Source organism: Limosilactobacillus difficilis (assembly GCF_947387495.1).
GTDB lineage: Bacteria > Bacillota > Bacilli > Lactobacillales > Lactobacillaceae > Limosilactobacillus > Limosilactobacillus difficilis.
The window spans coordinates 1-24478 of sequence record NZ_CANDNU010000028.1 but is presented as its reverse complement, the minus strand read 5'-3'; the positions used below and the strand labels follow the sequence as shown (position 1 = coordinate 24478).

The 24478-nt window shown below is 49.2% G+C and carries 15 protein-coding genes and 1 pseudogene; 4 read left to right on the top strand and 12 right to left on the bottom strand.

The genetic code is table 11. From position 1 onward, the window contains the following. Window positions 1-135 precede the first annotated feature (135 nt). Both pflA and pflB read right to left on the bottom strand, forming a co-directional pair. Window positions 136-969, bottom strand: coding sequence for a pyruvate formate-lyase-activating protein (gene pflA, locus QOR82_RS06235; RefSeq protein WP_283583915.1), 834 nt, complete (start codon window positions 967-969; stop codon window positions 136-138). A gap of 72 nt (window positions 970-1041) precedes the next feature. Next, window positions 1042-3324, bottom strand: coding sequence for a formate C-acetyltransferase (pflB, locus tag QOR82_RS06230; protein ID WP_283583914.1), 2283 nt, complete (start codon window positions 3322-3324; stop codon window positions 1042-1044). A 431-nt stretch (window positions 3325-3755) separates the two neighbouring features. On the opposite strand from pflB, the gene QOR82_RS06225 reads away from it, so the two are divergent. Together QOR82_RS06225 and QOR82_RS06220 are read left to right on the top strand one after the other, a co-directional pair. Beyond that, the gene (locus QOR82_RS06225; RefSeq protein ID WP_283583913.1) at window positions 3756-4763 is read left to right on the top strand and encodes a D-2-hydroxyacid dehydrogenase; all 1008 of its coding nucleotides are present in this window, start codon (window positions 3756-3758) and stop codon (window positions 4761-4763) included. 185 nt (window positions 4764-4948) lie between these two features. After that, window positions 4949-5428, top strand: coding sequence for a hypothetical protein (locus QOR82_RS06220; protein WP_283583912.1), 480 nt, complete (start codon window positions 4949-4951; stop codon window positions 5426-5428). Between the two features lie 311 nt (window positions 5429-5739). Here QOR82_RS06220 and adhE read toward each other — a convergent pair whose 3' ends face one another. From adhE to QOR82_RS06185, 7 genes and pseudogenes are all read right to left on the bottom strand, one after another. Further along, entirely contained in the window at window positions 5740-8433 is a 2694-nt protein-coding gene (gene adhE, locus QOR82_RS06215; protein WP_283583911.1) for a bifunctional acetaldehyde-CoA/alcohol dehydrogenase, read from the bottom strand. A gap of 398 nt (window positions 8434-8831) precedes the next feature. Further along, window positions 8832-9455 carry an orotate phosphoribosyltransferase gene (pyrE, locus tag QOR82_RS06210; protein ID WP_283583917.1) on the bottom strand — a complete coding sequence of 208 codons (624 nt, stop codon included), beginning with the start codon at window positions 9453-9455 and terminating at the stop codon, window positions 8832-8834. 21 nt (window positions 9456-9476) lie between these two features. After that, window positions 9477-10223 (bottom strand): annotated as a pseudogene (gene pyrF / locus QOR82_RS06205) (orotidine-5'-phosphate decarboxylase); the annotation flags it as partial. Beyond that, window positions 10205-11128: a dihydroorotate dehydrogenase gene (locus QOR82_RS06200; protein WP_283583916.1), complete on the bottom strand. Its 924-nt coding sequence runs from the start codon at window positions 11126-11128 to the stop codon at window positions 10205-10207. The pseudogene pyrF and the gene QOR82_RS06200, both read right to left, overlap by 19 nt. Before the next feature lie 123 nt (window positions 11129-11251). After that, entirely contained in the window at window positions 11252-11782 is a 531-nt protein-coding gene (gene pyrR, locus QOR82_RS06195) for a bifunctional pyr operon transcriptional regulator/uracil phosphoribosyltransferase PyrR (protein WP_283583910.1), read from the bottom strand. A 168-nt stretch (window positions 11783-11950) separates the two neighbouring features. Continuing rightward, the gene (locus tag QOR82_RS06190) at window positions 11951-12898 is read right to left on the bottom strand and encodes a LacI family DNA-binding transcriptional regulator (protein ID WP_283583909.1); all 948 of its coding nucleotides are present in this window, start codon (window positions 12896-12898) and stop codon (window positions 11951-11953) included. Window positions 12899-13065: 167 nt separating this feature from the next. After that, window positions 13066-14355 carry an adenylosuccinate synthase gene (locus QOR82_RS06185; protein WP_283583908.1) on the bottom strand — a complete coding sequence of 430 codons (1290 nt, stop codon included), beginning with the start codon at window positions 14353-14355 and terminating at the stop codon, window positions 13066-13068. A gap of 201 nt (window positions 14356-14556) precedes the next feature. Here QOR82_RS06185 and QOR82_RS06180 point away from each other — a divergent pair, with 201 nt between their 5' ends. Continuing rightward, the gene (locus QOR82_RS06180) at window positions 14557-15528 is read left to right on the top strand and encodes a GMP reductase (protein WP_283583907.1); all 972 of its coding nucleotides are present in this window, start codon (window positions 14557-14559) and stop codon (window positions 15526-15528) included. A 54-nt stretch (window positions 15529-15582) separates the two neighbouring features. Here the strand turns inward: QOR82_RS06180 and QOR82_RS06175 are convergent, their stop codons facing one another. Genes QOR82_RS06175 through QOR82_RS06165 form a run of 3 tightly spaced genes read right to left on the bottom strand, consistent with a single transcriptional unit; the run spans window position 15583 to window position 23745 of the window. Continuing rightward, window positions 15583-16041, bottom strand: coding sequence for a DUF441 domain-containing protein (locus tag QOR82_RS06175; RefSeq protein WP_283583906.1), 459 nt, complete (start codon window positions 16039-16041; stop codon window positions 15583-15585). A 14-nt stretch (window positions 16042-16055) separates the two neighbouring features. Next, window positions 16056-20018, bottom strand: coding sequence for a helicase-exonuclease AddAB subunit AddA (addA, locus tag QOR82_RS06170; protein WP_283583905.1), 3963 nt, complete (start codon window positions 20016-20018; stop codon window positions 16056-16058). Continuing rightward, window positions 20005-23745 (bottom strand): PD-(D/E)XK nuclease family protein, encoded by a 3741-nt coding sequence (locus QOR82_RS06165; RefSeq protein ID WP_283583904.1) that lies wholly within the window; start codon window positions 23743-23745, stop codon window positions 20005-20007. The genes addA and QOR82_RS06165 overlap by 14 nt, the downstream gene beginning before the upstream one ends. A 237-nt stretch (window positions 23746-23982) precedes the next feature. Here QOR82_RS06165 and QOR82_RS06160 point away from each other — a divergent pair, with 237 nt between their 5' ends. After that, window positions 23983-24336, top strand: coding sequence for a carboxymuconolactone decarboxylase family protein (locus tag QOR82_RS06160; RefSeq protein ID WP_283583903.1), 354 nt, complete (start codon window positions 23983-23985; stop codon window positions 24334-24336). The last annotated feature ends 142 nt before the right edge of the window (window positions 24337-24478 follow it).

Below are 24478 nucleotides of genomic sequence, written 5' to 3'. Positions count from 1 at the left end.
TTTGGTTATTAAACTAATTCTACCCGTTATGGGTTATTTTTTTAATTTATGTTGCACTTGAATTGTAAATTCTCAGGAAACAAAAAAACCGCCCCAGGCAATAGCCTAAGGCGGTTTTCACTTAAGCGACGAATTTTAGGAAACAGGGTGATCTAGCGTACTCATTCCTGGACGCCAAGTCTTGTAACCCTGGTAGTCCGCCGTGTGCAAAAGCTTATTAGCATTTTCAACTCGGTCCTCAGTTGGCGTTTCTACACCTTCCAACCGATATGGAATGCCTAGCTTGTGGTACTTTGGAACACCAAGAGTGTGATAAGGCAAAACTTCAAACTTTTCAACGTTACGCAGGTGTTCCTTCACCCAAGCGTCAAGTTGCTTCAAATAGTCGTCATTATCCGTAATTCCTGGAACCAATACGTGGCGAATCCAGACTGGCTTGCCAGTGTCTGAGAGATACTGGCACATGTCCAAAATGTTATCATTTGGCCAACCAGTAAGCTTGCGGTGTTCTTCTGAATTGATATGTTTAATATCAACCAGCAGGATATCAGTAACTTCCATCAATTCTTTAAACTTACTGAACCAAGGTTCTTCACGAGTAAATGGATGTCCACAAGTATCCAAACACGTACTGATACCTAATTTCTTGCATTGCTTGAATAAGTCAATCGCGAAGTCGATCTGCAGAAGAATTTCACCACCAGAGCAGGTAATTCCACCTTGCTCGCCCCAGAATGGACGATAAGGCAATGCCTCGTCGATAATCTCTTTTGCGGTCTTCTTTTCACCAACACCGATCTTCCATGTGTCCGGATTCTGACAATACTTACATCTCATATTGCAGCCTTGAACGAACACAACAAACCGGATACCAGGGCCATCGACAGCCCCAAAACTATCCGTCGAGTGGATAAAACCCTCGACCGTTCCGTCCTTTGTGGTCGGAACTCCTGCTAATGGTTCACTCATTCTGCCACCTGCTTCCTAACTGATTCTCTTGTCACTTAATTAGTCAATCAAAATTTTGTTTTCACAGTCCAACTACATCCGAGTGTGGTAAGTCCGTGCGATAACGTCATCCTGTTGTTCCTTGGTCAGGTCAGTGAAGTATACACAGTAACCTGATACACGGATACAAAGAGTTGGGTAGTTCTCTGGGTGCTTCTGAGCATCAATCAGAGTGTCACGGTTAATGACGTTAATGTTCAAGTGGTGACCCATCTTGTCCATGTAACCATCAATCATGTGTACCAGGGTATCAACCTTAGCATCCATGTCGTGACCAATTGACTGTGGAGTCAAGTGGAAGGTGTTGGAGATACCGTCAGTTGCGTACTGGTAAGGCAGTTTAGCAACTGAAAGCAGTGATGCAAGAGCACCACTCTTGTCGGCACCGTATGATGGGTTAGCACCAGGTGCAAATGGCTTGCCGGCCTTCCGACCATCAGGGGTAGTACCAGTGTTCTTACCATAAACAACGTTAGAGGTGATAGTAAGGACAGAAGTAGTAAGACGAGACTTAGCTCCGCCGTAAAGGTGGTGCTTCTTCATGTCAGTGTAGAGTTGCTTTACAAGCCATACGGCAATTGAGTCTACACGGTCATCATTGTTCCCATAACGAGGGAAGTCCTTGTCAGTCTTGAAGTCAACAGCCAGGCCATCTTCATTCCGGATAACTTTAACATGGCCATACTTGATAGCTGAGATGGAGTCTGCAGCGTGTGACAGGCCGGCAGTCCCAGTAGCGAAACTGTATTGCAGGTCAGTGTTCTTCAGAGCCATCTGTGCTGATTCGTAGTAGTACTTGTCGTGCATGTAGTGAATGACGTTCAGAGCATTTACGTAAACATCAGCCAGCCAGTCCATCATGTCGCCTAACTTGTCCATGAATTCATCGTAATCGATGTATTCAGAAGTGATTGGCTTGAACTTTGGACCTACTTGCATGCCAGTACGTTCATCACGCCCACCGTTGATAGCGTAAAGAATCATCTTAGCGAGGTTAGCACGTGCACCGAAGTATTGTGAACCAGTAGCAATTGGTTGTGCAGATACACAGCAAGCAATGCCATAGTAGTCAGTGCCCCAAGTCTTAACCATCAAATCATCGTTTTCGTATTGGATGGTTGAACTCTCAACAGATACACTAGCAGCGTAACGCTTCCAGCTTTCTGGGAGACGATCACTCCACAGCAGGGTGATGTTTGGTTCTGGAGCTGGGCCCATGTTGTGCAGAGTGTTCAGGAACCGGTAAGCAGTCTTGGTGATGTGGTGACGGCCGTCCAAGCCCATGCCACCAAGTGACAGGGTTGCCCAAATTGGGTTACCAGAGAACAGCTGGTCGTAAGTGTTAGTCCGCATGAAGCAAACCATCCGCAGCTTCATCGTGAATTGGTCGATCAGTTCCTGAGCTTCCTTTTCAGTCAGAACACCGTTCTTCAAGTCACGTTCAATGTAAATGTCAAGGAAGGCGTCGATACGACCGATTGACATTGCGGCACCGTTTTGTTGCTTGATAGCAGCCAGGTAACCGAAGTACAGCCATTGAATAGCTTCCTGAGCATTAGTAGCTGGCTTAGAAATGTCGTAGCCGTATGATTCAGCCATGGTCTTCATGTCCTTGAGGGCACGAATTTGGTCTGACAGGTGTTCACGCATAGTGATAACATCTTCAGTCATCTCACGGTCACCGTAGTTGTCCAGGTCGGTTTGCTTGTCGGCAATCAGACGGTCAATCCCGTAAAGGGCAACACGTGGGAAGTCGGCAATAATCCGGCCACGGCCATAAGCGTCCGGCAGACCAGTGATAACCTTGTTGTGACGAGCAAGACGAATTTCTTTGGTGTAAGCGTCAAAGACACCTTGGTTGTGGGTCTTGCAGAGCTTTTCGAATACGTAATCAGTAGTTGGGTCGATCTTGAAGCCATTTTCTTCAAGGGCTTGTTTAGCCATCCGAATACCACCAAATGGCATCAAAGCACGCTTCATTGGCTTGTCAGTTTGCAGACCAACAATCTTTTCCAATGGCTTGTCCAGATAACCAGGCTTGCTTGAAGTAATAGTAGAAACAGTCTTCGTATCAGCGTCCAGTGGGCCACCATGCTTCCGTTCCTTCAGCTTCAGGTCCATCAGCTTATCGTTCAGTTTTGTCGTTGCTTCAGTTGGACCTTCCAGGAATGATTGGTCACCGTTGTATTGGGTGAAGTTGTCTTGGATGAATTCACGAATGTTAATTTCGTTCTTCCAACGTGCACCCTTAAATCCTGCCCAAGCGTCCTTAATGTCTTCCTTGGTGATAGGATCTACTTTTGTTTCAGTAGCCATAATGTAGCCTCCTTAGGCATACGTGCCATAACAACTTTAAAAGATACTTGTGAAACATCTCTTAAGTGAAAAACAACTGGGCTGAGTAATGAATTCATTTAATTAGCCTACATCAATATAATACATCAAGTTAGGTAAAAATGTAAGCGCTTTTGCGTAAAACAATTCTAATTTAGATGTCGCAAGCTCGCTCAATGCCGGTGTGATACACTTAGCCCACACAAAATTAATTTTCTATGTCTTTTTAATGATAATATTTTTTCAAACACTATGTTTAATCTGTCCCATTTTTAGATCATTATAATTTGACAACGCTTTACTATGACCCAGCGGGGTTATATAATGAACTTGTGAATATTTTTGCAAATATATTTGCAGTTTATTCCCTATATATTGTTAATATGTTTTTTGCAAGAAATGAGGTATGTGGCATGGCCAATAAGAAGATTTTTGCTTTCAGTATTCGGGAAGACGAAGAACCATACGTTAAGGAATGGAGTGAAAAGCATCCTGACGTTGACGTCGAATACACGAATGAACTGTTGACTCCTGACACTGCTGCTAAAGCTAAGGGAGCTGATGGGGTTGTTGTTTACCAACAACTTGATTACAAGGCCGACACCCTGCAAGCCTTAGCTGACTTGGGCATCACCAAGATGTCATTGCGGAATGTTGGTGTGGACAACATTGATATGGACAAAGCTAAGGAATTAGGCTTTGAAATTACCAACGTTCCTGTTTACTCACCAGATGCCATTGCGGAACATGCCGCAATCCAGACCGCTCGGATTCTGCGTCAGACCAAGGTTCTGGATGAAAAGGTTGCTAAGGGTGACCTGCGTTGGGCACCAACCATTGGTCGTGAAGTTCGTGACCAAGTTGTTGGTGTTGTCGGTACTGGTCATATTGGCCGTGTTTACATGCAGATCATGGAAGGCTTTGGTGCTAAGGTCATCGCTTATGACCCATTCGAAAACCCAGAGCTGAAGAAGCAAGGCTACTACGAAGACTCACTGGACGACCTGATCAAGAAGTCCGACGTCATTTCACTGCACGTTCCTGCACTGAAGGAAAACGTCCACATGATCAACGACAAGACTATTGCTGAAATGAAGGACGATGTTGTGCTGGTTAACTGCTCACGTGGTGCCCTGGTTGACACAGACGCTGTGATCAAGGGTCTGGACAGTGGCAAGATCTTTGGCTTCGTCATGGATACTTACGAAGACGAAGTTGGGATCTTCAACGAAGACTGGCGCAACAAGAAGTTCCCTGACGACCGTCTGTGGGACCTTATCCACCGTTCTAACGTTCTCGTAACGCCACACACCGCCTTCTACACTACTCATGCCGTTCGCAACATGGTTGTCAAGGCCTTTGACAACAACGAAGAACTGATTGACGGCAAGAAAGCTGACTCACCAGTTAAGGTCGGCTAACTTCATAAGTTAATTATCTCAGGAAGCCTCATAGTTGGTTTTGTCGCCGACTATGAGGCTTTCTTGCATTAATTGCTTTTGCTCATTAAAAAACAATTAGAAAATTCTTTGATTGTTTTAAAAAAGTCTTTACACCGAGCTTTTTTGGTTGTATATTCTTTGTCATAATCAAAAAGGGAGGACTTATGATGAGATATGATCTTGATTACTACACAGTTGACCACATGCGCCACCAATTAGAAGACCTTAGTGAAAAGTACGATTCCATTAAGTCAAACATCAGTGAACGCCAAATCAAAGAAGTCTTCGACCTTTTCAACCAACACTATCACGAGCGAATTGCCGCCATTGATAAGCTGATGAAGGAGCAGATCTTTAATGATATGGACCTGACCTACATCCGTCAGGAAAGTCGCTTCATTAACTACGTTTACAAAGCTAACAGTGCTTACCTAAAGAACACGAGACGCCGTGTTGAAGAAATCTACGATTACGAACTGCTGAACATCACGGATGACTTTCTCGAGTCCTACGATGACATGGCAGAACAGATCATCGACGAAACTTTCAAACAGCTCGACAACATGACCGACGCGATCGACAACGCCTACAAAGTGATCGTCAACCGTGAAAAGATCGACTTAGAGCTCTTGCCAGAAATCTAAATTCAGCAATAACACGAAAACGGACGAGGAGGAAAATTCCCTTCGCCCGTTTTTTATGCGCTAATTTAATTAGCTTTATTGAACTTTAGATGAAGCCCACCGTCACCGAGAGCTTCCAAAGAATAAAACCTAAACTTCTTGTCTACAAATTTGCCAAACGTGTTAAACGGACCTTTGACTGAAAGATCACCACTTACATATGGTGAAACAACTAAAGCAGACTAAAACCGGGCCGGGTAAATCCCAGTCCGGTTTTAGTCGTTTCCTCAATAGGAAGGATAGGAATTAATTCTAAACTGAATCACTCCAGATTAGAATTCATCAATCAACAGCTGACGAATTTCAGCCAGTGATGGTTGCCGTGGGTTAACAGGCGTGCATTGGTCGTTGTAAACGTTGTCGATCATCGTTGGCAGTGCAGCGTCGAATTCCTTCTTCGTTACACCGTTAGCAGACAACTTCGGAACAACGTTGACAGAAGCCATCAGCTGATCGATCTTGTCACAGAGGGCTTCAACCAGTTCAGCATCCGTGTTGCCCTTGCAACCAACGGCCTTGGCAATCTGTGCGTAGTCGTGTTGACCACGGTATACTTCGTAACGTGGGAATGGGTTACGCTTTACGGCACCCGTCTTAGCGTTGAAGCGTACAACGTGAGTCATAGCGATTGAAATTGCTAACCCGTGTGGCAGACCGAAGGCACCACCGGTCTTGTGAGCCAGTGAGTGGTTCATGCCCAGGAAGGCGTTGGCAAATGCCATCCCGGCCAGGGTAGCTGCATAGTGCATCTTTTCACGGGCCTTTTCACCCTTTTCAGTTGGGTGCTTTGGATCGTAGTCGTAAGAGTCCTTCAAGTACTTGAAGACTAACTTAGCGGCCTGCAGTGACCATGGACGAGTGAATTCGGAAGCCATTACTGATACGTAAGATTCCATGGCGTGACTGAGGACGTCCAGACCAGTCCATGACAGCGTCCGCTTTGGAACAGTCATAACTAATTCTGGGTCAACAATCGCTACATCTGGAGTCAGTTCGTAGTCAGTCAGTGGGTACTTAACATCCGTCTTGTCATCAGTAATAACTGAGTAAGGCGTTACTTCTGAACCAGTCCCAGAAGTTGATGGGATACAAATCAGCTTAGTTGCCTTTGGCTTCTGGAATTTAACAGTCCGCTTACGGATATCCAAGAACTTCTGTTGCAGACGCTTGAACAGGTCACTGATCTTGTCGTGATCTTCAAGGAAGCCTGGTTCCTGATTCAGTGAGTATTCGTACATGTAACGAGAAATCTTGGCTGCGTCCAGTGCGGAACCACCACCGATAGCGATGATTGTGTCAGGCTTGAAGGCAGCAATCTTTTGGGCGATTTCCATCCCTTGACTTAGAGGCGGATTTGGCTTGATGTCACCGTATACCCGATAAGTAACAGGCGTAGTCCGTGCATTCAGTTGTTCTTCAATCTTCTTTACGAAGCCGAATTCAACCATCCCTGGGTCAGCAACAATGAATACACGGTTCATTTCTTCGTAGCTGTCCCGCAGGTATGAAATAGCATTCTTTTCGTAGTAAATCCGTTGTGGCAGCCGGATCCATTGAGGCCGGTTACGCCGCTTTGCAACGGTCTTGACATTCAGTAAGTCCTGAGTTGATAAGTTGTGTGACAATGAATTCTTCCCCCATGATCCGGTTCCAAGCGTCAAACTAGAGCGAAGAGCGTCGGTGTAAACATCACCAATGCCACCAATACTGTCAGGCTGGTTAACCAGTACACGTGCGGCATCAACCTTTTCAGCATATTCCTTAACGAATGGGTCATTCATTGAACCAATTTGGATAGCGGCGTTGTGGCCGGCACCTTGGTACTTCAACAGTTTTTCAACAATTCTGCAGCCATCTTCACGGTCTTTAGCCTTGTAGATGGAAAGCAGTGGGGAAAGCTTTTCAGATGAAAGCTTCTCGCCAATGTTGGCTGGGTCAAGTTCGAACAGCAGTACATCCTTGCCTTCTGGCAGCTTTGCACCAGCGTGTTCAGCGATCCAACGAGCAGGCTTCCCGGCAACTGGGCCGTTAACACCATGCTTGTCGTTGAATACGAAGTCTTCGTACTTCTTGTATTCACTCTTTGGAACAAGGTAAGCACCGTGTTCCTGCATCTTCTTCAGCCATTCATCGTAAACTGGTGCTTCGATAACAGCTGAGTTTTCAGTTGCACAAATCATACTGTTGTCGAAACGCTTGGAGAGAAGCATATCTTCAACAGCCCGGTCGATCTTGGCAGTGTGGTCAACAAATTCAGCACCGTTACCAGGACCAACACCCATTGATGGGTTACCAGAAGTCAAGGCAGCGTGAACCATGCTTGGACCACCGGTAGCCAGGATAGCAGCGATGTGCGGGTTGCGCATCAAAGCAGTGGTCTTAGCCAGTGATGGCTTTTCAATCCAAAGAACACAGTCCTTTGGGGCGCCGGCTGCAACAGCGGCGTTGTACAAAACTTTAGCGGCTTCAACAGAACAATTCTGAGCTTGCGGGTGGAATCCGAAGACAATCGTGTTCCGCGTCTTCAATGCGATCAGAATCTTGAACATCGTCGTTGATGTTGGGTTAGTAACTGGAACAACACCAGCCAATACACCCAGCGGAGCGGCAATCTTGATTTGGCCTAAAACAGGATCTTCGCCGATAACGCCAACGGTCTTGTCATCCTTAATAGAGTGGTAACAGTTTTCACTAGCGAAACGGTTCTTCGTATCCTTATCTTCAACAACCCCACGTTGGGTTTCGTCAACAGCAGCGTGTGCCAGACGAAGTGATGCTTCAGTCCCGGCAGTAGCAGCAGCTTGAACGATCTTGTCAACCTGAGCTTGTGAATAAGTAGCAAACTTAGCTTCAGCTGCCAATGAACGGTTAACTAATCCGTCAATGTATTCACGAGCGGCTTTTTCTTCAGCTTCTTTTTGTTCCTTTGTTGGCCGTGCTTTTGCGGTCTTAGTATTCTTATCCATCTGCTAATGTCCTCCTATCAACAAACGACCTTTACTTCGTGAACCAATTCTCATTATAGTCCGAATTACACTAATTACAATAGCTAAATTCACTTTTTCACAAAATTATTTACGTTTTTTGTCCATTCTAAAATATTGTTTTCAAGCGTAAGAAAGCGGTTCCGATAAAAAGATAGTTTATTCTAATTTGAATTTCACCTGATGAGATAATGAACCAGTTCACAGTCATAATAAAAATTTCTTTGTCGCAAATTCATAATAGACATCGTTCTTGTTAAGAAGGGAGCATTCCAAAATGGGACACATCACATTTTCTGTTTCTTTTCCACCTATAAAAAACCAAAAATCCCGCTGCTGTGGGATTTCCCCTCAGCAACGGGAAGAATAATTCAATTGATTTAGTTAGCGTGCGTATCTGACCAAGCTTGCGGATCTTTGCGCCACTGGTGAAGCGACACCAATTCATCATGACTCACCAACTGGTAGTCTTCGGCTGTTTCAATCAAAGTCGTGTAGTTTGTAACAGAGTGATAAGTCAAGCCGGCGTCCGCAAAGTTGCGATCAGCAATCGGCAACTGATAAGTAAAGACGGAAATAACCCCGATGACGTCACCGCCCTCTTTGCGCACAGCCTTGACTGCCTTCAGGACACTACCACCAGTAGACAACAAATCATCGATAACTACGACCTTTTGGCCCTTCTTGAAGACCCCTTCGATCTGCTTGCCACGGCCATGATCCTTCGGCTTGGAACGGACATAGAGCATCGGCAAGTGCAGGTCTTCAGCCACCCACGCCGCGTGGGGAATTCCAGCCGTTGCCACGCCAGCGACCGCCTCAGCGTCAGGATAGAAGCGCTTGATCAACTGGCTCATGCCGTGATGAATGTGGCCCCGAACATCTGGATAAGAGATCGTCAGTCGATTATCCGTGTAGATCGGTGAATGTAAGCCGCTCGCCCAGGTAAATGGCTGACTTGGCTGCAGTGAAACGGCCTTGATCGTCAGCAAATCGTGGGCCACCTGTTTGGCAGCAGCTTGACCGTCATCCCCGTTTAAAAAGGCATTGCGAATGTCTTGATAAGCAGCGACGGGATCAGCCGCACGGGTGATCGGGCGGCCGACAACAATCCCGTTGCTTCCCAGATCATGGGCCTGGGCAGGCGTCACTACCCGCTTTTGATCGTCATTGGTCTTAGCAGGGTTCGGGCGAATTCCAGGAGTAATGCAGAGAAAGTCCGGGCCGGTGACCTGCCGAATCGCAGCCACTTCTTTGGCTGAGCAAACAACCCCCGGCAACCCACAACTCTCGGCAAGGCGGGCATAGTTTTGAACGGACTTAATCAACGGCAGGTCGACGTGCTGCTCGTTATGCAAAACATTTTCATCAATGGACGTCAGCTGGGTGATGGCCAGCAGCTTCGGCGTCGGCTGACCGGCCTCCTGGGCGCCCTCAGTCAATCCCTTCAGACCAGCTTTCAGCATCGCACTGCCGCCAGCGGCCTGGATCGTCGTAAATTCAACGCCCATCTTACCAATGGCGTGCATGGCCCGCATCACCGTGTTTGGAATATCGTGGGCTTTGAGGTCGAGAAAGACCTTGAAGCCCCGCTTCTTGGCTTCTTCAACAATTGACGGACCAAAACTGTAGTAAAGTTCCATCCCAATTTTAACAATCGGTTGGGTTGACTGGTCAGCCGCCAGTGCATCAAACAGGTGCAATGCTTCATCCTTGCTTGCGACATCAATTGCAACAATCGGTTCAAAACGCATTAGAATCGTACCTCCCATAAGTCCGTCAGTTTTTTGACGCCATAGTAATCCATCACCGTCGGCAGATCAGCGATAATCTTCGGCAAAGCCAATGGGTCGTGGAAACTAGCCGAGCCGATTTCCACCGCATTAGCCCCCGCCATCATCATTTCCAGCACATCTTCAGCTGATTCGACCCCGCCGACACCGATAATCGGAATATGAGAAACTGACCGAACCTGGTGGATCATCCGCAGAGCAATCGGCTTGATGGCATGGCCCGACAAACCACCGGTGACATTGCTCAGCACCGGCTTGCGGGTCCGCAGGTTAATTGACAATCCTGTCAACGTGTTGATCATCGTCAAACCACTAGCGCCACCGCGTTCCGCTGCTTGAGCGATTGGCACGATGTTGGTGATATTCGGTGTCAGCTTGACGTAAAGCGGCACCTTCGATACAGCCACGCATTCCTTAGTTAAGCGTTCGACCACTTCGGGATCAGTCCCCATTGCTAGGCCACCATGCTTGACGTTCGGGCAGGAAACATTGAGTTCGATGGCGCTAACGTAAGGCGATGCGGACATCCGCTTGACTACTTCGACGTATTCCTCTTCGGAAAAACCAGCAGCACTCCCGATGACCGGCAGGTTCGGGTAATGTTTGCCCAGCCACGGCAATTTGGTTGCCACGACATCATCAACCCCGGTGTTGTTCAGACCGTTGGCATTCAGCCAGCCGGCAGTTGTGTTGCAAGTCCGTGGTTTCGGATTCCCGGCGCGGGCGTGGAGCGTCGTCGACTTGATCACCAACGAACCAAGGACGTTTAAATTATAGTTCTTGGCGATCTCTTGGCCGTACCAGCAGCAGCCACTCGATGGCATCACCGGGTTTTTCAGTTTGAGGCCAGGCAATTCCACCGCCAAACGATTGTTTTCCATAATGAACTTCCCTTCTAAAAAAAGCACTAGTTCGCTCTTTTGGGCAAACTAATGCTTCGGATTGCAAATAAAAATTGCAAAATGCACCGTTATGCCCTCACTGGAGCTACTTAAATGGCGACAATATTAATCGATTGAAATTCCTTCGTGACCATCATATTCTTCAACAGCCACGTGCACGGTTTCGTTTGTTGATGTCGGGATGTTCTTGCCGACAAAGTCAGGCCGGATCGGCAGCTCACGGTGACCACGATCAACCAGAACGGCCAGAGAGATCCGCTTCGGCCGGCCGAGATCCATCAAAGCATCTAGGGCCGCCCGGACTGTGCGCCCGGTGAAGAGCACGTCATCAACTAGAATCACGTGCTTATCAGAAATGTCGACACCCAGGTCCGTCGTTTTGACTTCCGGATCCCGCTGCGGATCTGGAACGTGACGGTCATCCCGGTAAAGGGTGATATCCAGTGAAGCCACCGGCACATCCACGCCTTCAAGCTGCTTCATCCGTTTTGCCAAGCGCTTGGCTAGATAAACACCCCGCGTCTTGATTCCGACAAACACCAGATTTGCAACACCCTTGTTTTGTTCAATGATCTCGTAGGTGATCCGGGTCAACGCCCGCTGCATACTAGATCCATCGACAATTTCATGAGCCATGCCATTCACTCCTTAGTATTGAAAACAAAACACACCTCCAGCCATGGCGGTCGAAGGTGTGTCAACTTTAGTTCGTTTTCCTTCTCAGCCTCACTGGACTAACTTAAAGGTCTTTTCACTTAGTTTAACTGTCTCAAATAGGGAAGTCAACAGTCTTTAGCAGGTCGCTTAACCCACAATCCGAAAGTCAACCAGACTTTGCTTTTTTTGCCGGTCGAAAAGCAGGTCGACAGCCTGAGCCCCCATCTGACGTGGCAACAAGTCAACCTTAATGACGTTAGACAGGACCATCCCGATCAGGCGTGAATTATTGAAACAAATCACGGGCATCTGGCGGTAGCAACCCTGTCGCTGGGCCTGGCTGGCAAAGCGCAGGAGCAGGACATCATCAGCCGTGATCAAGCCATCAACTAGCGGCATTTCAGTCATTGCCCGTTTCACGGCTGTTTCATCGTCCAAGGAAGCGAAAGACTGCGGTTCCAGATCGTGTTCAAGCATCACTTGCCGATACCCTTTTTCCCGGCGCTGCTCAAAGGCAAAATTGTGTTCCGAATGAACAAACAGGGGATGGTGAATCCCCAGCTTTAAAATTCGTTCAGTTGCCGCCCGTCCAGCTGCCACGTTATCACTATCGACGAAGCGGTCCTGGTCCTCATGATTAGGGTGCCCGATCACGACGTAATTCAAGCCGGCATCGCGCAGGTAGGCAGTAACAGGATCATCCTCGATGGCATAAAAAACCAGGAAGTTTTTGACTTTTCCCTGCTCTGCTAAGGACTTGACCTGTTCGAGCAACTGGTCTAACTGGGCAGCGATCGCCAAGGCAATCGTATAGTGACGCGGAGTTAGTGCCTTGCTAATGCCGCGCATCAAATCCAAGTGAAAAGGGTCGGCCGGCGCGTCTTCACTAGTTACCGGCAGGACCAGGGCGACCATGTTAGCCTCGCCGCGGGTAAGGTTGCGGGCACTCGCGTTGGGCACGTAATTGAGTTCGGCCGCAATTTTATGAATTCGCTCCCGAGTCGCATTGCTGATTCGTTTGTTGTTGTTCATCGCCCGTGATGCCGTTGAAACTGAAACACCAGCTTTCCGGGCAATGTCTTTGATCGTTGTCACTGTCTTCCACCATCCTCGTCCATGTTAACTATAATTTTTAGTCATTTTATCGATAGCCAAATCTTTACTAAAACAGTTTACCACAACTGCAGCGGCCCTTTGCAGGCAAAAATAAAACACTGGTACCCCTTTCAGAGACCAGTGCATGATAAATCAATTGTTTCAGCTTAGTCTTTCCACGGATCATGCAGAATGATCGTCTGGTCACGATCAGGACCCACGGAAACAGTGGCGAGTTTCGTCTGTGATAACTCTTCAATCCGGTGCAGGTATTTCTGCGCATTTTGTGGCAGGTCTTCAAACTTCTTGACCTTGGTGATGTCCTCATCCCAGCCAGGTAATTCTTCGTAAACCGGCTTGCAACGGTCCAGTTCACTCAAGCTAGCCGGGTAGTAGTCGATTTCCTTGCCATCGAGCTCGTAGGCCTTGCAGATCTTGACCGTCTTAAAACCAGATAAGACGTCCAGCAAGTTCAAACTCAGCCAGGTCAGACCGTCAGCCCGCCGAGCGTGACGCATTGCCACGGAGTCGAACCAACCGATCCGCCGTGGCCGGTGGGTAACAACCCCGTATTCATTACCCTTTTCCCGAATGCTGTCACCAATTTCATCATGCAGTTCGGTCGGGAACGGACCTGAACCAACCCGCGTGCAGTAGGCCTTGCAGATCCCAACGATGGTGGTCAGCTTGTTCGGGCCAACACCTGCACCGGTAGCGGCACCACCGGCAGCTGGGTTGGACGAAGTAACGTATGGGTAGGTCCCTTCATCCAAGTCCAGCATCGTCCCCTGGGCCCCTTCGAAGAGGACCTTCTTGCCGGCATCCAGAGCATTGTTGACTAACAAGGACGTGTCAGCAACATACTTGCGCAGTTCCTCGGCGTAGCCCAGGTATTCCTTGAAGATCGAGTCAAAGTCCAGCGGTTCTTTACCATAGACCTTGGTGATAATCTTATTCTTCAAGGCCAGGTTCCGCTTCAACTTAGCTGCAAAAGTATCGTGTTCGAGCAAATCACACATCCGGATCCCAATCCGGGCTGCCTTGTCCATGTAAGTAGGACCGATCCCCCGTTTCGTGGTTCCGACAGCGTTGGCACCCTTCGCTTCTTCTTCGTACTGATCCAAAGCGATATGGTACGGCATCGTGATGTGGGCCCGGTTTGAAATCCGCAGACCTGTCGTGTCGATCCCGCTCCCGCTCAGATAGTGAATTTCCTGAAGCAAGGCCTTCGGGTTGATGACAACCCCGTTACCGATTACGGCCATCTTGTGAGCCCCGAAAATTCCAGAAGGAACTAACCGCAATGCGTACTTCTTACCCTCAAAAATGATGGAGTGACCAGCGTTGTTACCACCCTGAGAACGAACAACAACGTCAGCTTTCTGACTCAGGTAGTCGGTCATCTTACCCTTGCCTTCATCGCCCCACTGACTGCCAACGATCACAACTGCTGCCATTAACTTTCACCTCATTAAATTCTTTACAGCACACACTTACTTTCACAGTTTACTCAATCGGCAATCAATAATCAATACATAGCGAACAAATTTTGTAAGCTTATTTTTCATTGTACGTTTTTTGGCTTTCATTCATTGACGCCTTGCCGGATTTTGTCGATAATGTGTTGGGGATTGTTTTAGCACCTGAAGGAGGATCTTATGCAAACATTTGATTTCGACGACGTCCAGCTCATTCCCAATGAATGTGTCATCAAAAGCCGGAAAGAGGCGGACACCAGTGTGCAATTTGGCCCCCGCCGTTTCAAAATTCCTGTCGTCCCAGCCAACATGGCCAGTGTCATCGACGAGAATTTAGCAATCTGGCTAGCCAAAAACGATTACTACTACGTGATGCACCGTTTTGAGCCGGAAAAACGCAAAACTTTCATCAAGGATATGCATGCCCGCAAGCTCTTTGCCTCTATTTCCGTCGGCATCAAAGATAGTGAGTACGACTTCATCGACCAATTAAAAGCCGAACATTTGAATCCGGAATACGTTACAATTGATGTCGCTCACGGCCATTCCATCTACGTCATTAAAATGATCAAGTACATTAAAAAACAGCTGCCCGGCTGCTTTCTGACAGCTGGCAACGTGGCGACGCCCCAGGCCGTCCGCGATCTCGAAAATGCCGGTGCCGACGCGACCAAAGTAGGCGTCGGGCCCGGCAAGGCCTGCATCACTAAGCTAAAAACCGGTTTTGGGACTGGCGGCTGGCAATTGTCCGCCGCCCGTCTCTGTAGCAAAGCGGCTTCCAAACCGATCATCGCTGACGGCGGGATCCGCCACAACGGCGACATCGCAAAGTGCGTCCGTTTCGGGGCCTCGATGGTCATGATCGGTTCAATGCTTGCCGGCCACCTCGAGTCGCCTGGCAACGTCATCACCATCAATGGCAAACGCTACAAGCAGTACTGGGGATCCGCTTCTGAAATGCAAAAAGGCGCTTATCGCAACGTCGAAGGCAAGCAGATGCTGGTTCCCTACCGGGGATCAATCAAGAAGACCCTCGATGAGATGCAGCAAGATCTCCAATCATCCATCTCCTATGCCGGAGGTCGCGATCTGATGGCAATCCGTAAAGTGGATTATGTCATCGTCAAGAATTCGATCATGGATGGCGATTAATCAACAATTAACAAATTAAGGGTCCCGACGACACCGCCGGAACCCTTTTTATTGTTAATGAAAACTCAAACCCAACAAAGAAATGATCACGTAAGTCATCCCCGAGGCAATGACTGGGCCAGCCGCCACCCCTTTCAAAAAGACCACCCCGAGGATCGTCCCAAAGACCAGGGCCACCGTTACCTGGGGCACCACTGCCAACTGGTTAACGCCGTACTTGGAAAGCACTGCGACTAGAATGCCACAAGCAACCGCGATCCAACCGGCCGGCATCTTAAAGGCCTGCCACAAGTCTTGAAAAGTGATTTGTCCGGTTGCAATCGGAATCAGAATGGCAATTGAAATGATCGTCACACCCCAATTGATCCCTTTGGCCTGAATTACGGGGAACCACTGACGAGTGTAAGGAATCAGCTTCAAAACCATCACAACGACACTGGCGATCACGAGGGACATATTTTTACCCAGCGCGGCCACCAGCAAAACTAGTGCCAAAAAAAGCCAACTTTGCATCTTTTACCTCACTATTATTTTATCTCTACTTGTTGCTGCGTCTGGACCAGGTACAAGAATTTGCGGATTGGTCGCGGCCCATCTGTCGAATCATCTGCCGTAATTTTGCGCAAGGCCTCTTCATAGAGCCGCAATTGGCCACCATAATTATCCACCATCCGCTGCTGGAACTCGGCATTGCTTTCCTCGCGCTGCGGATGATCTGTCTTATAGTCAAACAAGATAATTCCATCATCAGTTGTCAGATAGCCATCGATGATCCCGTGGATCAACACGCTGTCCTTATCATCGCCACCCTGGCCAAAATCTTGGAACAAACGTGCGGCATCAATCAACATCGAAAACGGCGCCTCTCGCCGAACATCCCCGGCATGTTTTAAAACCAGCTGACCCACCGGCGTCTGGTAAAAACCCGCAACACCGGCCGCGTTGATCCGCTTGGCGATCTCATCGCTTGGAATCAGCTGTTGTGCCTGCAAACGGTCAATGGTCGCGTCGACCAGCTGCTGACTAACCGTTCCCTGATCCAACGGCAATTTCTGAAAAACCAGGTGCGTCGCCGTTCCAACCAGCGTAGCACTAGGCGCTGCCGTCGTTGCCTTGGCAAAGCGGGGAGTTGCAAAGCTGCTTTGAGCGTCGCGGCGTTCATCAGCATCCGGGTCAGTAGCCAAGGCTTTTCGCTTTTTAAAATGCAGGGCAGCCATTTCACTGGTATCACTATCAGCGATATTGACCATCTCCCGAATCCCGGATACCGCTTGGTAGGCATTGGTGACCGTCGCCACGGCATAGCGATAATTGTCGGCACTCTTGTCAGCCGGATCACTGCGGAAATACAAGGTCTGCCGCAGCTTTTGCTGAAACTCTTCGTCGACCAGTGCCGAAGAATGCTTCGTTGTTTCATCATGGCTGGCAGTAAACTGCTTTAACGCTTTTTCAACGTCCTGCCGATCAAAACTGTTCATCGTAAAGTGGGTCGTCGCAAGGCCCAACTCACTGGCCGTTTCCCGATCTTGGAAGTTTGAGCCACCCCACTTTTGGGGATCAAAGTCCTCATAACGGGCCAGGCACATCCCTAGCCAATCAAGCATGGAGGCGGCTTGCAAGCGCAGGCTGACCGGCAGGACCCGTTGGTTGTCACTGGCCGCTGCCCGCCAGTGCCCCCACAACCGCTGAATTCCCAGCGGACTCCGCGGCTGGCTTTCGTTGATCGAGCCAGTGATGATCAGACGCTGTTCGGCCCGGGTCAAAGCTACGTAAAGGATCCGCATATCCTCGGCCCGCTCCCGTTGCAGACTTTGCGCACCAATCAACTTCCCCTGGGGAAGGGTGTACTGGACCTGCGGGTCGCTGAGCTGTAGCGCTCCGGCGGCTTGGTCATTCTTGCCTGGCAGACGGTCAATGATCGGAATCCCGATCCCGGCATCAGCGTCAATCTTGGTTGCATTCTGGTTCTTGCGAAAACCGTGGTTCGTGTCTACCAGGAAAACCACCGGGAATTCCAAGCCCTTACTGCCGTGAATCGTCATCACGTTCACCATGTTAGGGGCCGTTTTCGTCACGGCCTGGCCAATGTCTTCATCCCGTTTCTGTAGCTGGCTGATCAGACGAATGAACTGGTAGAGACCCTGGTAGCCGTTCTCTTCGTACTGGTTGGCTCGCTGATACAAAGCGTGTAGATTGGCCAGCCGCTGGTCGCCACCCGGCATCGCGCCAAAGTAATCGAGCAGGCCGGTGTCCTTATAGATTTGCCAAATCAACTCGCCGATCGACCGGCGCTGAGCAAGCAGCCGCCACTGGTCAAGCAAGTCAATGAAATCACTCACCTTTTTTTGAAGAGCAACAACTGCATCCTGCTTATCAAAATCTGTCTCACCAGCCAATAACAGTAAGTCGTCCTTCTCGGTATGGACAAAGTTGCGAAGGGCGGCATAGTAGCCGACGTGGCGCTGAGCAATACGCACGTAAGCCATCTCAGGTTCGGTCATATTGACGACCGGCGAGCGCAACACGGCCGCTAAAGGAATGTCTTGGTAGGGATTATCAATAAGCCGCAGGAGGTCCAGCATCAACCGGACTTCGTTAGATTGGAAATAATTGCGAACGTCGCTAACGGTCACTGGAATGCTGAGCTGGCCAAATTGGTTGACGATCTCGTTGTTGATTGCCTTTGTCCGTGACAGGATTGCAATGTCACCAAAACCGACAGGCCTTTCTGTCTTCAGATTCGAATCATAAATTGTTTCATGATTAACCATTTGGAGAATCCGTTCCCCAATCATCCGCACTTCACCGGTCATCTTATCTGCTTCCGGTTGGGCGGCCAAACCATCCCCGGGCTCTTTATTTTCGGCAGACGAATCTTTGCCTTCATGCTCGTCATCCTTGGCATTGGCATCGTAAAGCATCAACTCGGTCGGCTGGGCATGATCAGGATACCAATCGGCCGCAAATTGCAGGTGGGCCTCATCATCGTAGTCCATTTCCCCAAAGTTTTTGTCCATCAGCTGTTCAAAGATGACGTTCGTAAAGCTGGTGACGTTTTGCATCGACCGGAAATTTTGTTTGAGCGTCAGCAATTCTCCACCGTCATCATCAGTCTGGTAACGCTGGGCCCGTTTGAGGAAGAGGGTCGGGTCCGCCTGACGGAAACGGTAGATCGACTGCTTGACGTCCCCCACCATAAAGAGATGGTTGTAGCCTTCGGTTGCCAGACCGCCGATGATGGTGTCCTGCAGCTGGTTGGTATCCTGGTATTCATCCACCATGATCTCCCGGTAACGGTGATGCAGTGCTTCTTGGGCCTGCCTTCCCGCCTCACTGTCTGTCGTCATGATCTGATAGGTCAGATGTTCGAGATCACCGAAGTCCAGCAAGTGACGCTGTTGTTTAATCTGCTGATAACGCTGGCGATATTCCCAGGTGACGTCCGCCAGTTTGTTAACTAAACTTTTGGCAATTTTTGTCAAGTGGATCAGCTGTTGGTTATCCAACTGGAAATATTGTTTGTTCAAGGCATTGTCATGGGATGATTTGATCGTGTTCCGGAGCTGATCGCGGGCGTCTTTCATCTGCTTTTCAACATCCTGATCATCGCCAAAATCTTCCTTAATTTTTTTGGTAAGCCGCTTCCACTTTACCCCCTCAAGGGCGGCCTTAAAATCATCCCACGAGCTTGTTGGCAGAAGCTGCAGCAGATCATTGATTTTAGTGCGATCATTATCCAACAATTCATAATAATTGGGCCATCCATGAGCCTGCTTCATCAATGAGTCATAACGACGCAAGATTTCTTTCAGTCGCCCCGCAAGATAGGGCCGCAACTGTTGCTGATAGAAAGCACTGGCCGTAAAGTCCTCACCGTCAAGCTGGTAGTTAGCGGTTAGGCTTTTGAGCCAGGCATGTGGGTCCGCCTTGGCATTGGCTTCCCGGTCCAGACGCTGCACCACCTCGTACAGGCCATCGTCATTCCGGTCACCGGCAAAGTTGATCACCAGCCGCTCAAACATCCGCCGGGCTGGAGCTTTCTTCGTCGCGTCTGCGCTGTATTCTTCTTCACGGACATCATCCCAAACCTGATTTTGTAGGAGGGTGGTTTCGGTATCGTCATTTAGCAGTCGGTACTGGGGATCCAGGTTGATCACGTAGTAGTAACGTCGGATAACCTGCTGGCAAAAAGCATCAATGGTACTGATGTCGGCCAAGGCAACCCGTTCCGCCTGCCGCTGCAGCCGTTCTATTTGGCTAGCCTGCAAGCGATCGCGAATTTTATCTCGCATATGTTGGGCCGCATCACGGGTAAAGGTCACCAGCAAAAAATCATCGATGTTCAGATCCGGATTGTCTTTCAGCAACTGAAATACCCGTTCTACCAGGACCGTCGTCTTCCCTGAGCCGGCAGAGGCAGAAACCAGAATGTCTTTACCTCGGGCATCAATAACTGCTTGTTGGCGGGGCTTAAATTTAGTCTTTGCCATTATTTCGGTCCTCCTCTAGTTTTTGTTCCCATTCTTTTTCATCGGTTGACAAGTCATGGTAGCGCTCCTGGTCCAGAACGTCGTCGAAGTGGAAAACATCAGCATAATCCGTGTAATCCAGGCCCGTTTGCCGCTGGCCGCCACTAATCTTACGGTAAGGTCTCAGCTGATCTTCACCATTCAGAATCCGCTGGCCAGCCTCTTTGAGCAAGCAGATGTTTTCTTTGAGCAACTGGTCAAAGAGCTCCGGCGCCAGTAAGACAGACCCTTTTTTCGGCTGTAACTGTTTTTTGACTACTTGATAAAAAAGATTTGGCTGGCCATCGCTGTTCAGTTCATGCAGAAAGGCTTCGTCTTCTTTTAAGACCCCGTGGTAGCTGTAGTTGTTCTGCAAAAAGCGACTGATTTCTAAGCTGGGGTACTTAAAGTGCTGTTTGCTCAGGTGGAGGAAGTTAGCCCCGCCAACCTGGGCAGTCTTCCCGTCCAACAAAATACGTTCATTTTTAGGATCAGCCAGGACGTTGAGATAGGCCAGCAACTGCAGCTCAATTCCGCTGAGAGCATCGACAAGAGCAAACTTGCGATTACCGGATTTGTAATCGACAATCGTTAGGTAATCATCAGCCAGTTGCTGGGCCGGGTCACGCTTTACGAGATCAATCCGGTCGATCCGCCCACGCAGGGACAATTCAGCTTTATCGTCTACCGGAATAATCAGGGGCCGAAGCGGTTGGTTTTCGTCTTCATCCCGACCCACATTAGGACCAAACGATTGCTCCGTCACCAACGGCACGGCATTGGTAGCTTGCGCTTGTCGCCAAAGAACCTGGGCCATGGCCTGGATCATCGCGTCCAATTGCCGGACCTGGAAATTCACGCGGGAATACTTTTGCTGATAATTAGCTAAACCCGGCTGCTGTGCCAGGGCAAATTTGCCTGCCTGCTGTGCGTAATCACGGACTTTTTGATCCGTCAGCTGCGCTAGCTGTCCCTGCGGCACAAGGTGAATAAACTGGGCTAAACCATCGTGGAAGAAGGTCCCGGCATTATCACTGGCAATGTCCATTTCCTGCCGCTTCTGCAAGCCGAGGCCATACTGGAGAAAGTATTGGTAAGGATTGCGGTAGAAAGTTTCGAGCTGGGAAATTGACCCCCGCAACCGCAAAATCCCATCGGCCCCCCGGTGGCCGTAAAGCTCGTGGGCCAATGCCGGTGGCAACTGTACAGGATCGTTGCGGTAATAGAGACCACTTTGTCCAATTTGGTATGAAGCGGTTTGGGAAGCAGCCAGAGCCTGGTCAACTGCCTGCCAGGCCGGGCTCAGCAGATCCCGATCTTTAGCAAAGGCTCGCTCATCAAAGACCGCTTTTCGCTGCTGGCTGAGGCTCTGATGCTGGTCTTTTGCGGCCCGCAAAACCCGCATCAGAACTCCCGCCGTCATCACCGGGCTGCCGATGAACGGCTGAACTGCGGCCATTCCAGCATCCGGTTGCGGAGCGAATGGCTGGTCGTTTTTCAGCGAATTAGTATCATCGTCCCAATAGTTAAAGGACTTAGCCAGGACAATCATGTAGGGCGACATAGACAAGCCAGTTTTATCTTCGGCATTATCCGTCGTCGGGGCCGTCATAATTAATTCTTTTGTGCCGCTCAGCATACCAATATAGGCCAGAAATGGCTCATTACGCAGGCGGGCAACTCCCGTAGTCGGCAGATACTTGCCTTCGCTGACGTCATCGTTGATCAGCTGGCGCTCCGCGTCGTTCAGTAGACCGGTGGCTTTCTTGCTCTCCGGCATCACGTCTGCGGTGGCGCCAATGATAATGGTCACCTTCCGTTCATTAGTCTGGGTGATCCCCGTTTCAGATACCATCACCTGATCCAGAGTCGACGGGATTTGGGAATAATCAGCCACCGCTAAACCATTGGCAAGGATGTCACCAAAGTCGCTGACGGTCACGTCTAAGTCTTGTCCCATAATATCGACGTACTCATCCAGGAGCTTGCAGAGTTCTTCCCAGACTTGGTGCGGCTGCTCTGCAGCAGCCTGGTCGCCATTTTGGCGATCTAAACGGGCCCAATAGCTGAGCCGCCGTTTGATTTGCACATCCGTAACCAGGAAATTATAGAGGACAAGAGCTAATTCGCGGCCGTTCTGTGCTTCGTCCAGTTGCTTGAACAACGGCCGGAGCAGCGAAGTGACGAAATGCTTAACGGTGTTGATCACAAAATTATTTTGTTTGGCAGTCTGACTAGCCAGGTCGTCAGTAGCAGTCGGTACTTGATGATAGTCGATTCCCTTGACGGGCCGCCCATCTTCATAGGACCAGTTATAGTTGCTTGTCCAGTCACTAGCGACGATTCCGTTCTTCAAACACCAATTTTCCGTCTGGTAAACCATATTCATGAAGCCCGTCCGCGTGAGCTTCTTGCCCATTAGATCTTCTTGGCCGTCGGGAAAGAGCAGCCCGGTTTTGAGCAGGCTAATGACGTCAGCCGTTTGAAAACCGCTTTGTTTAAGAACAAAGATTTCCTGAATCAGGGTGACGAGCGGATGCTTGTTCATCCGTTTTTCGTGATCGTTAAAAACCGGGATCTCGGCAGCCCGAAAGACTGGTTCAATCACGTTGGCGTACTTATCCAGGTGTCGTGTCAATACAAGAAAGTCCCGGAAGCGGTACTTGCCGCTAGCCACTAACTGGCGAATTTTGTTGGCCACCCGCTGCACTTCGGCAAGGCGTGTCGGTGCAGTAAAGAACTCCACCCCTTCCGGCGCTCGAACGGACGGCACCTGTCCAAAGCGGGCAACAGCTTTCATGACGTCTTCAACTGTCTGCAAACCTGGGGCCACCCGTTTACTTGGCGTGGCGACGTCTGGCAAAAGCTTGACCCCGGGCTGGGCCGTCGCAAACTTCACCAACCGGGCATACTGCCGGCCAGATTCATAGAAAAGATCATGGTCGGCGGGCCAGTGTCCCTGCCGATAAGGCCGATCCAAAACGAGCCCGATCGTTGTGCTAGCCGCGTTAGTAATCATCTTTTCCACGACCAGCAACTCATTAGCGGTAAACTGGGCAAAACGGTCAAAGTAAAAGTGGGTGCGAGAAAAGTCATTGTGGTCTAGATACGCAGCCAATTGCTGGTAAATATTACTGCCGGATAAGTAGCCGCCCGTGGCCTGATTGAAATGTTCATAGACATCCGCGAGCACCTTTAATTTTGCTGCTTGGTTCGTGTGAACACCGGTCTTTGCCGGCTGTTCCAACACCTTGGTGGCCACTTGCCGCAAATCGTTGGGATTGATGTTAGCCATCTGCAATTGTTGAATCTGCTGGGTCAGACTGGCAACGAAGCCAGGACGTTTGACTTCACCGGCGTAAATTCCCATCTCTCCTTGCCGTGACTGGACCAGTTTAGTCATCAGCATCGTAGCCCCGACATTGCTGAGACGAGGAGCTTGGTAAGCGGCGGTGTCACGCAGTAAATACCAGGCCAAGCGGCTGAGCGATAACACCTGGACGCGCGATTGAGCATAAATACCCTGGCCGCCAAGCTCCCCCTGCAGGTTTTTGAGTACGCTGATTTCACTAACAAACTTAATGTGGTTGGGAACTAAGTAAAAAAAATTGTCGTGCGGGTGCGCACGCAATTGCTTGGCTAGTTCTTGAACCAACTTTTTTTGGTGATTTTTGCTTGCTTCACCAAGGACAAAATGCAGGCTTCCCATGACGATCCCTCCGAAAAAATTATCCTTCCCTATTTTATACGTTTGTCGATCTAAATGCATCCGCTCGGCCACCGGAAAGAGGCGCACCCGTTAGCATTACGGTTAATGTTTCACGTGAAACATTAACCTTCCTTCCCCAATCCTCCTCCAGAAGCCATTAACAAGCCCTTGTGAAAGCGCTTGCAAAAGATTAAGATAGAGGTGAATGTTGCTTGGCACCAGAAAGGACGCTGCAAAATGACAAATTACGATGATGAATTAGGTGAAGTAATCCAAAACAATCGGAACCTTTTCCACAGTATTGGCGATGCTGGCAAAGGTTTCTCTGCCTTGCACAAATCCGCCACAGAAGCGGGAGCGCTCGACAGTAAAACTAAAATCTTGCAAGCACTCGCCATTGCGATTGCAATCCGTTGCGACGGTTGCATTGTGCAACACACAAAGGGTGCCATCAAGGCCGGCGCCACCCGGCAAGAAATTATTGAGACCATTAACGTAGCCATCATGATGGGCGGCGGGCCAGCCACTGTTTATGGTGGCCGGGCTTTAGCCTGTGCTGACCAATATCTGAAGGAAGCAGAAAATAAATAATTTCAACCATTACATTAATACCAATCATGCAAGCCTCCCGCCCAGCAGCGAGGGGCTTTTTTATGAGACGAATTGTCAAACTAAGTGCAACGGTTCTTCAAAAAATATCTCAAACGGTGTTTGATAGTTTAATATTTTTCTA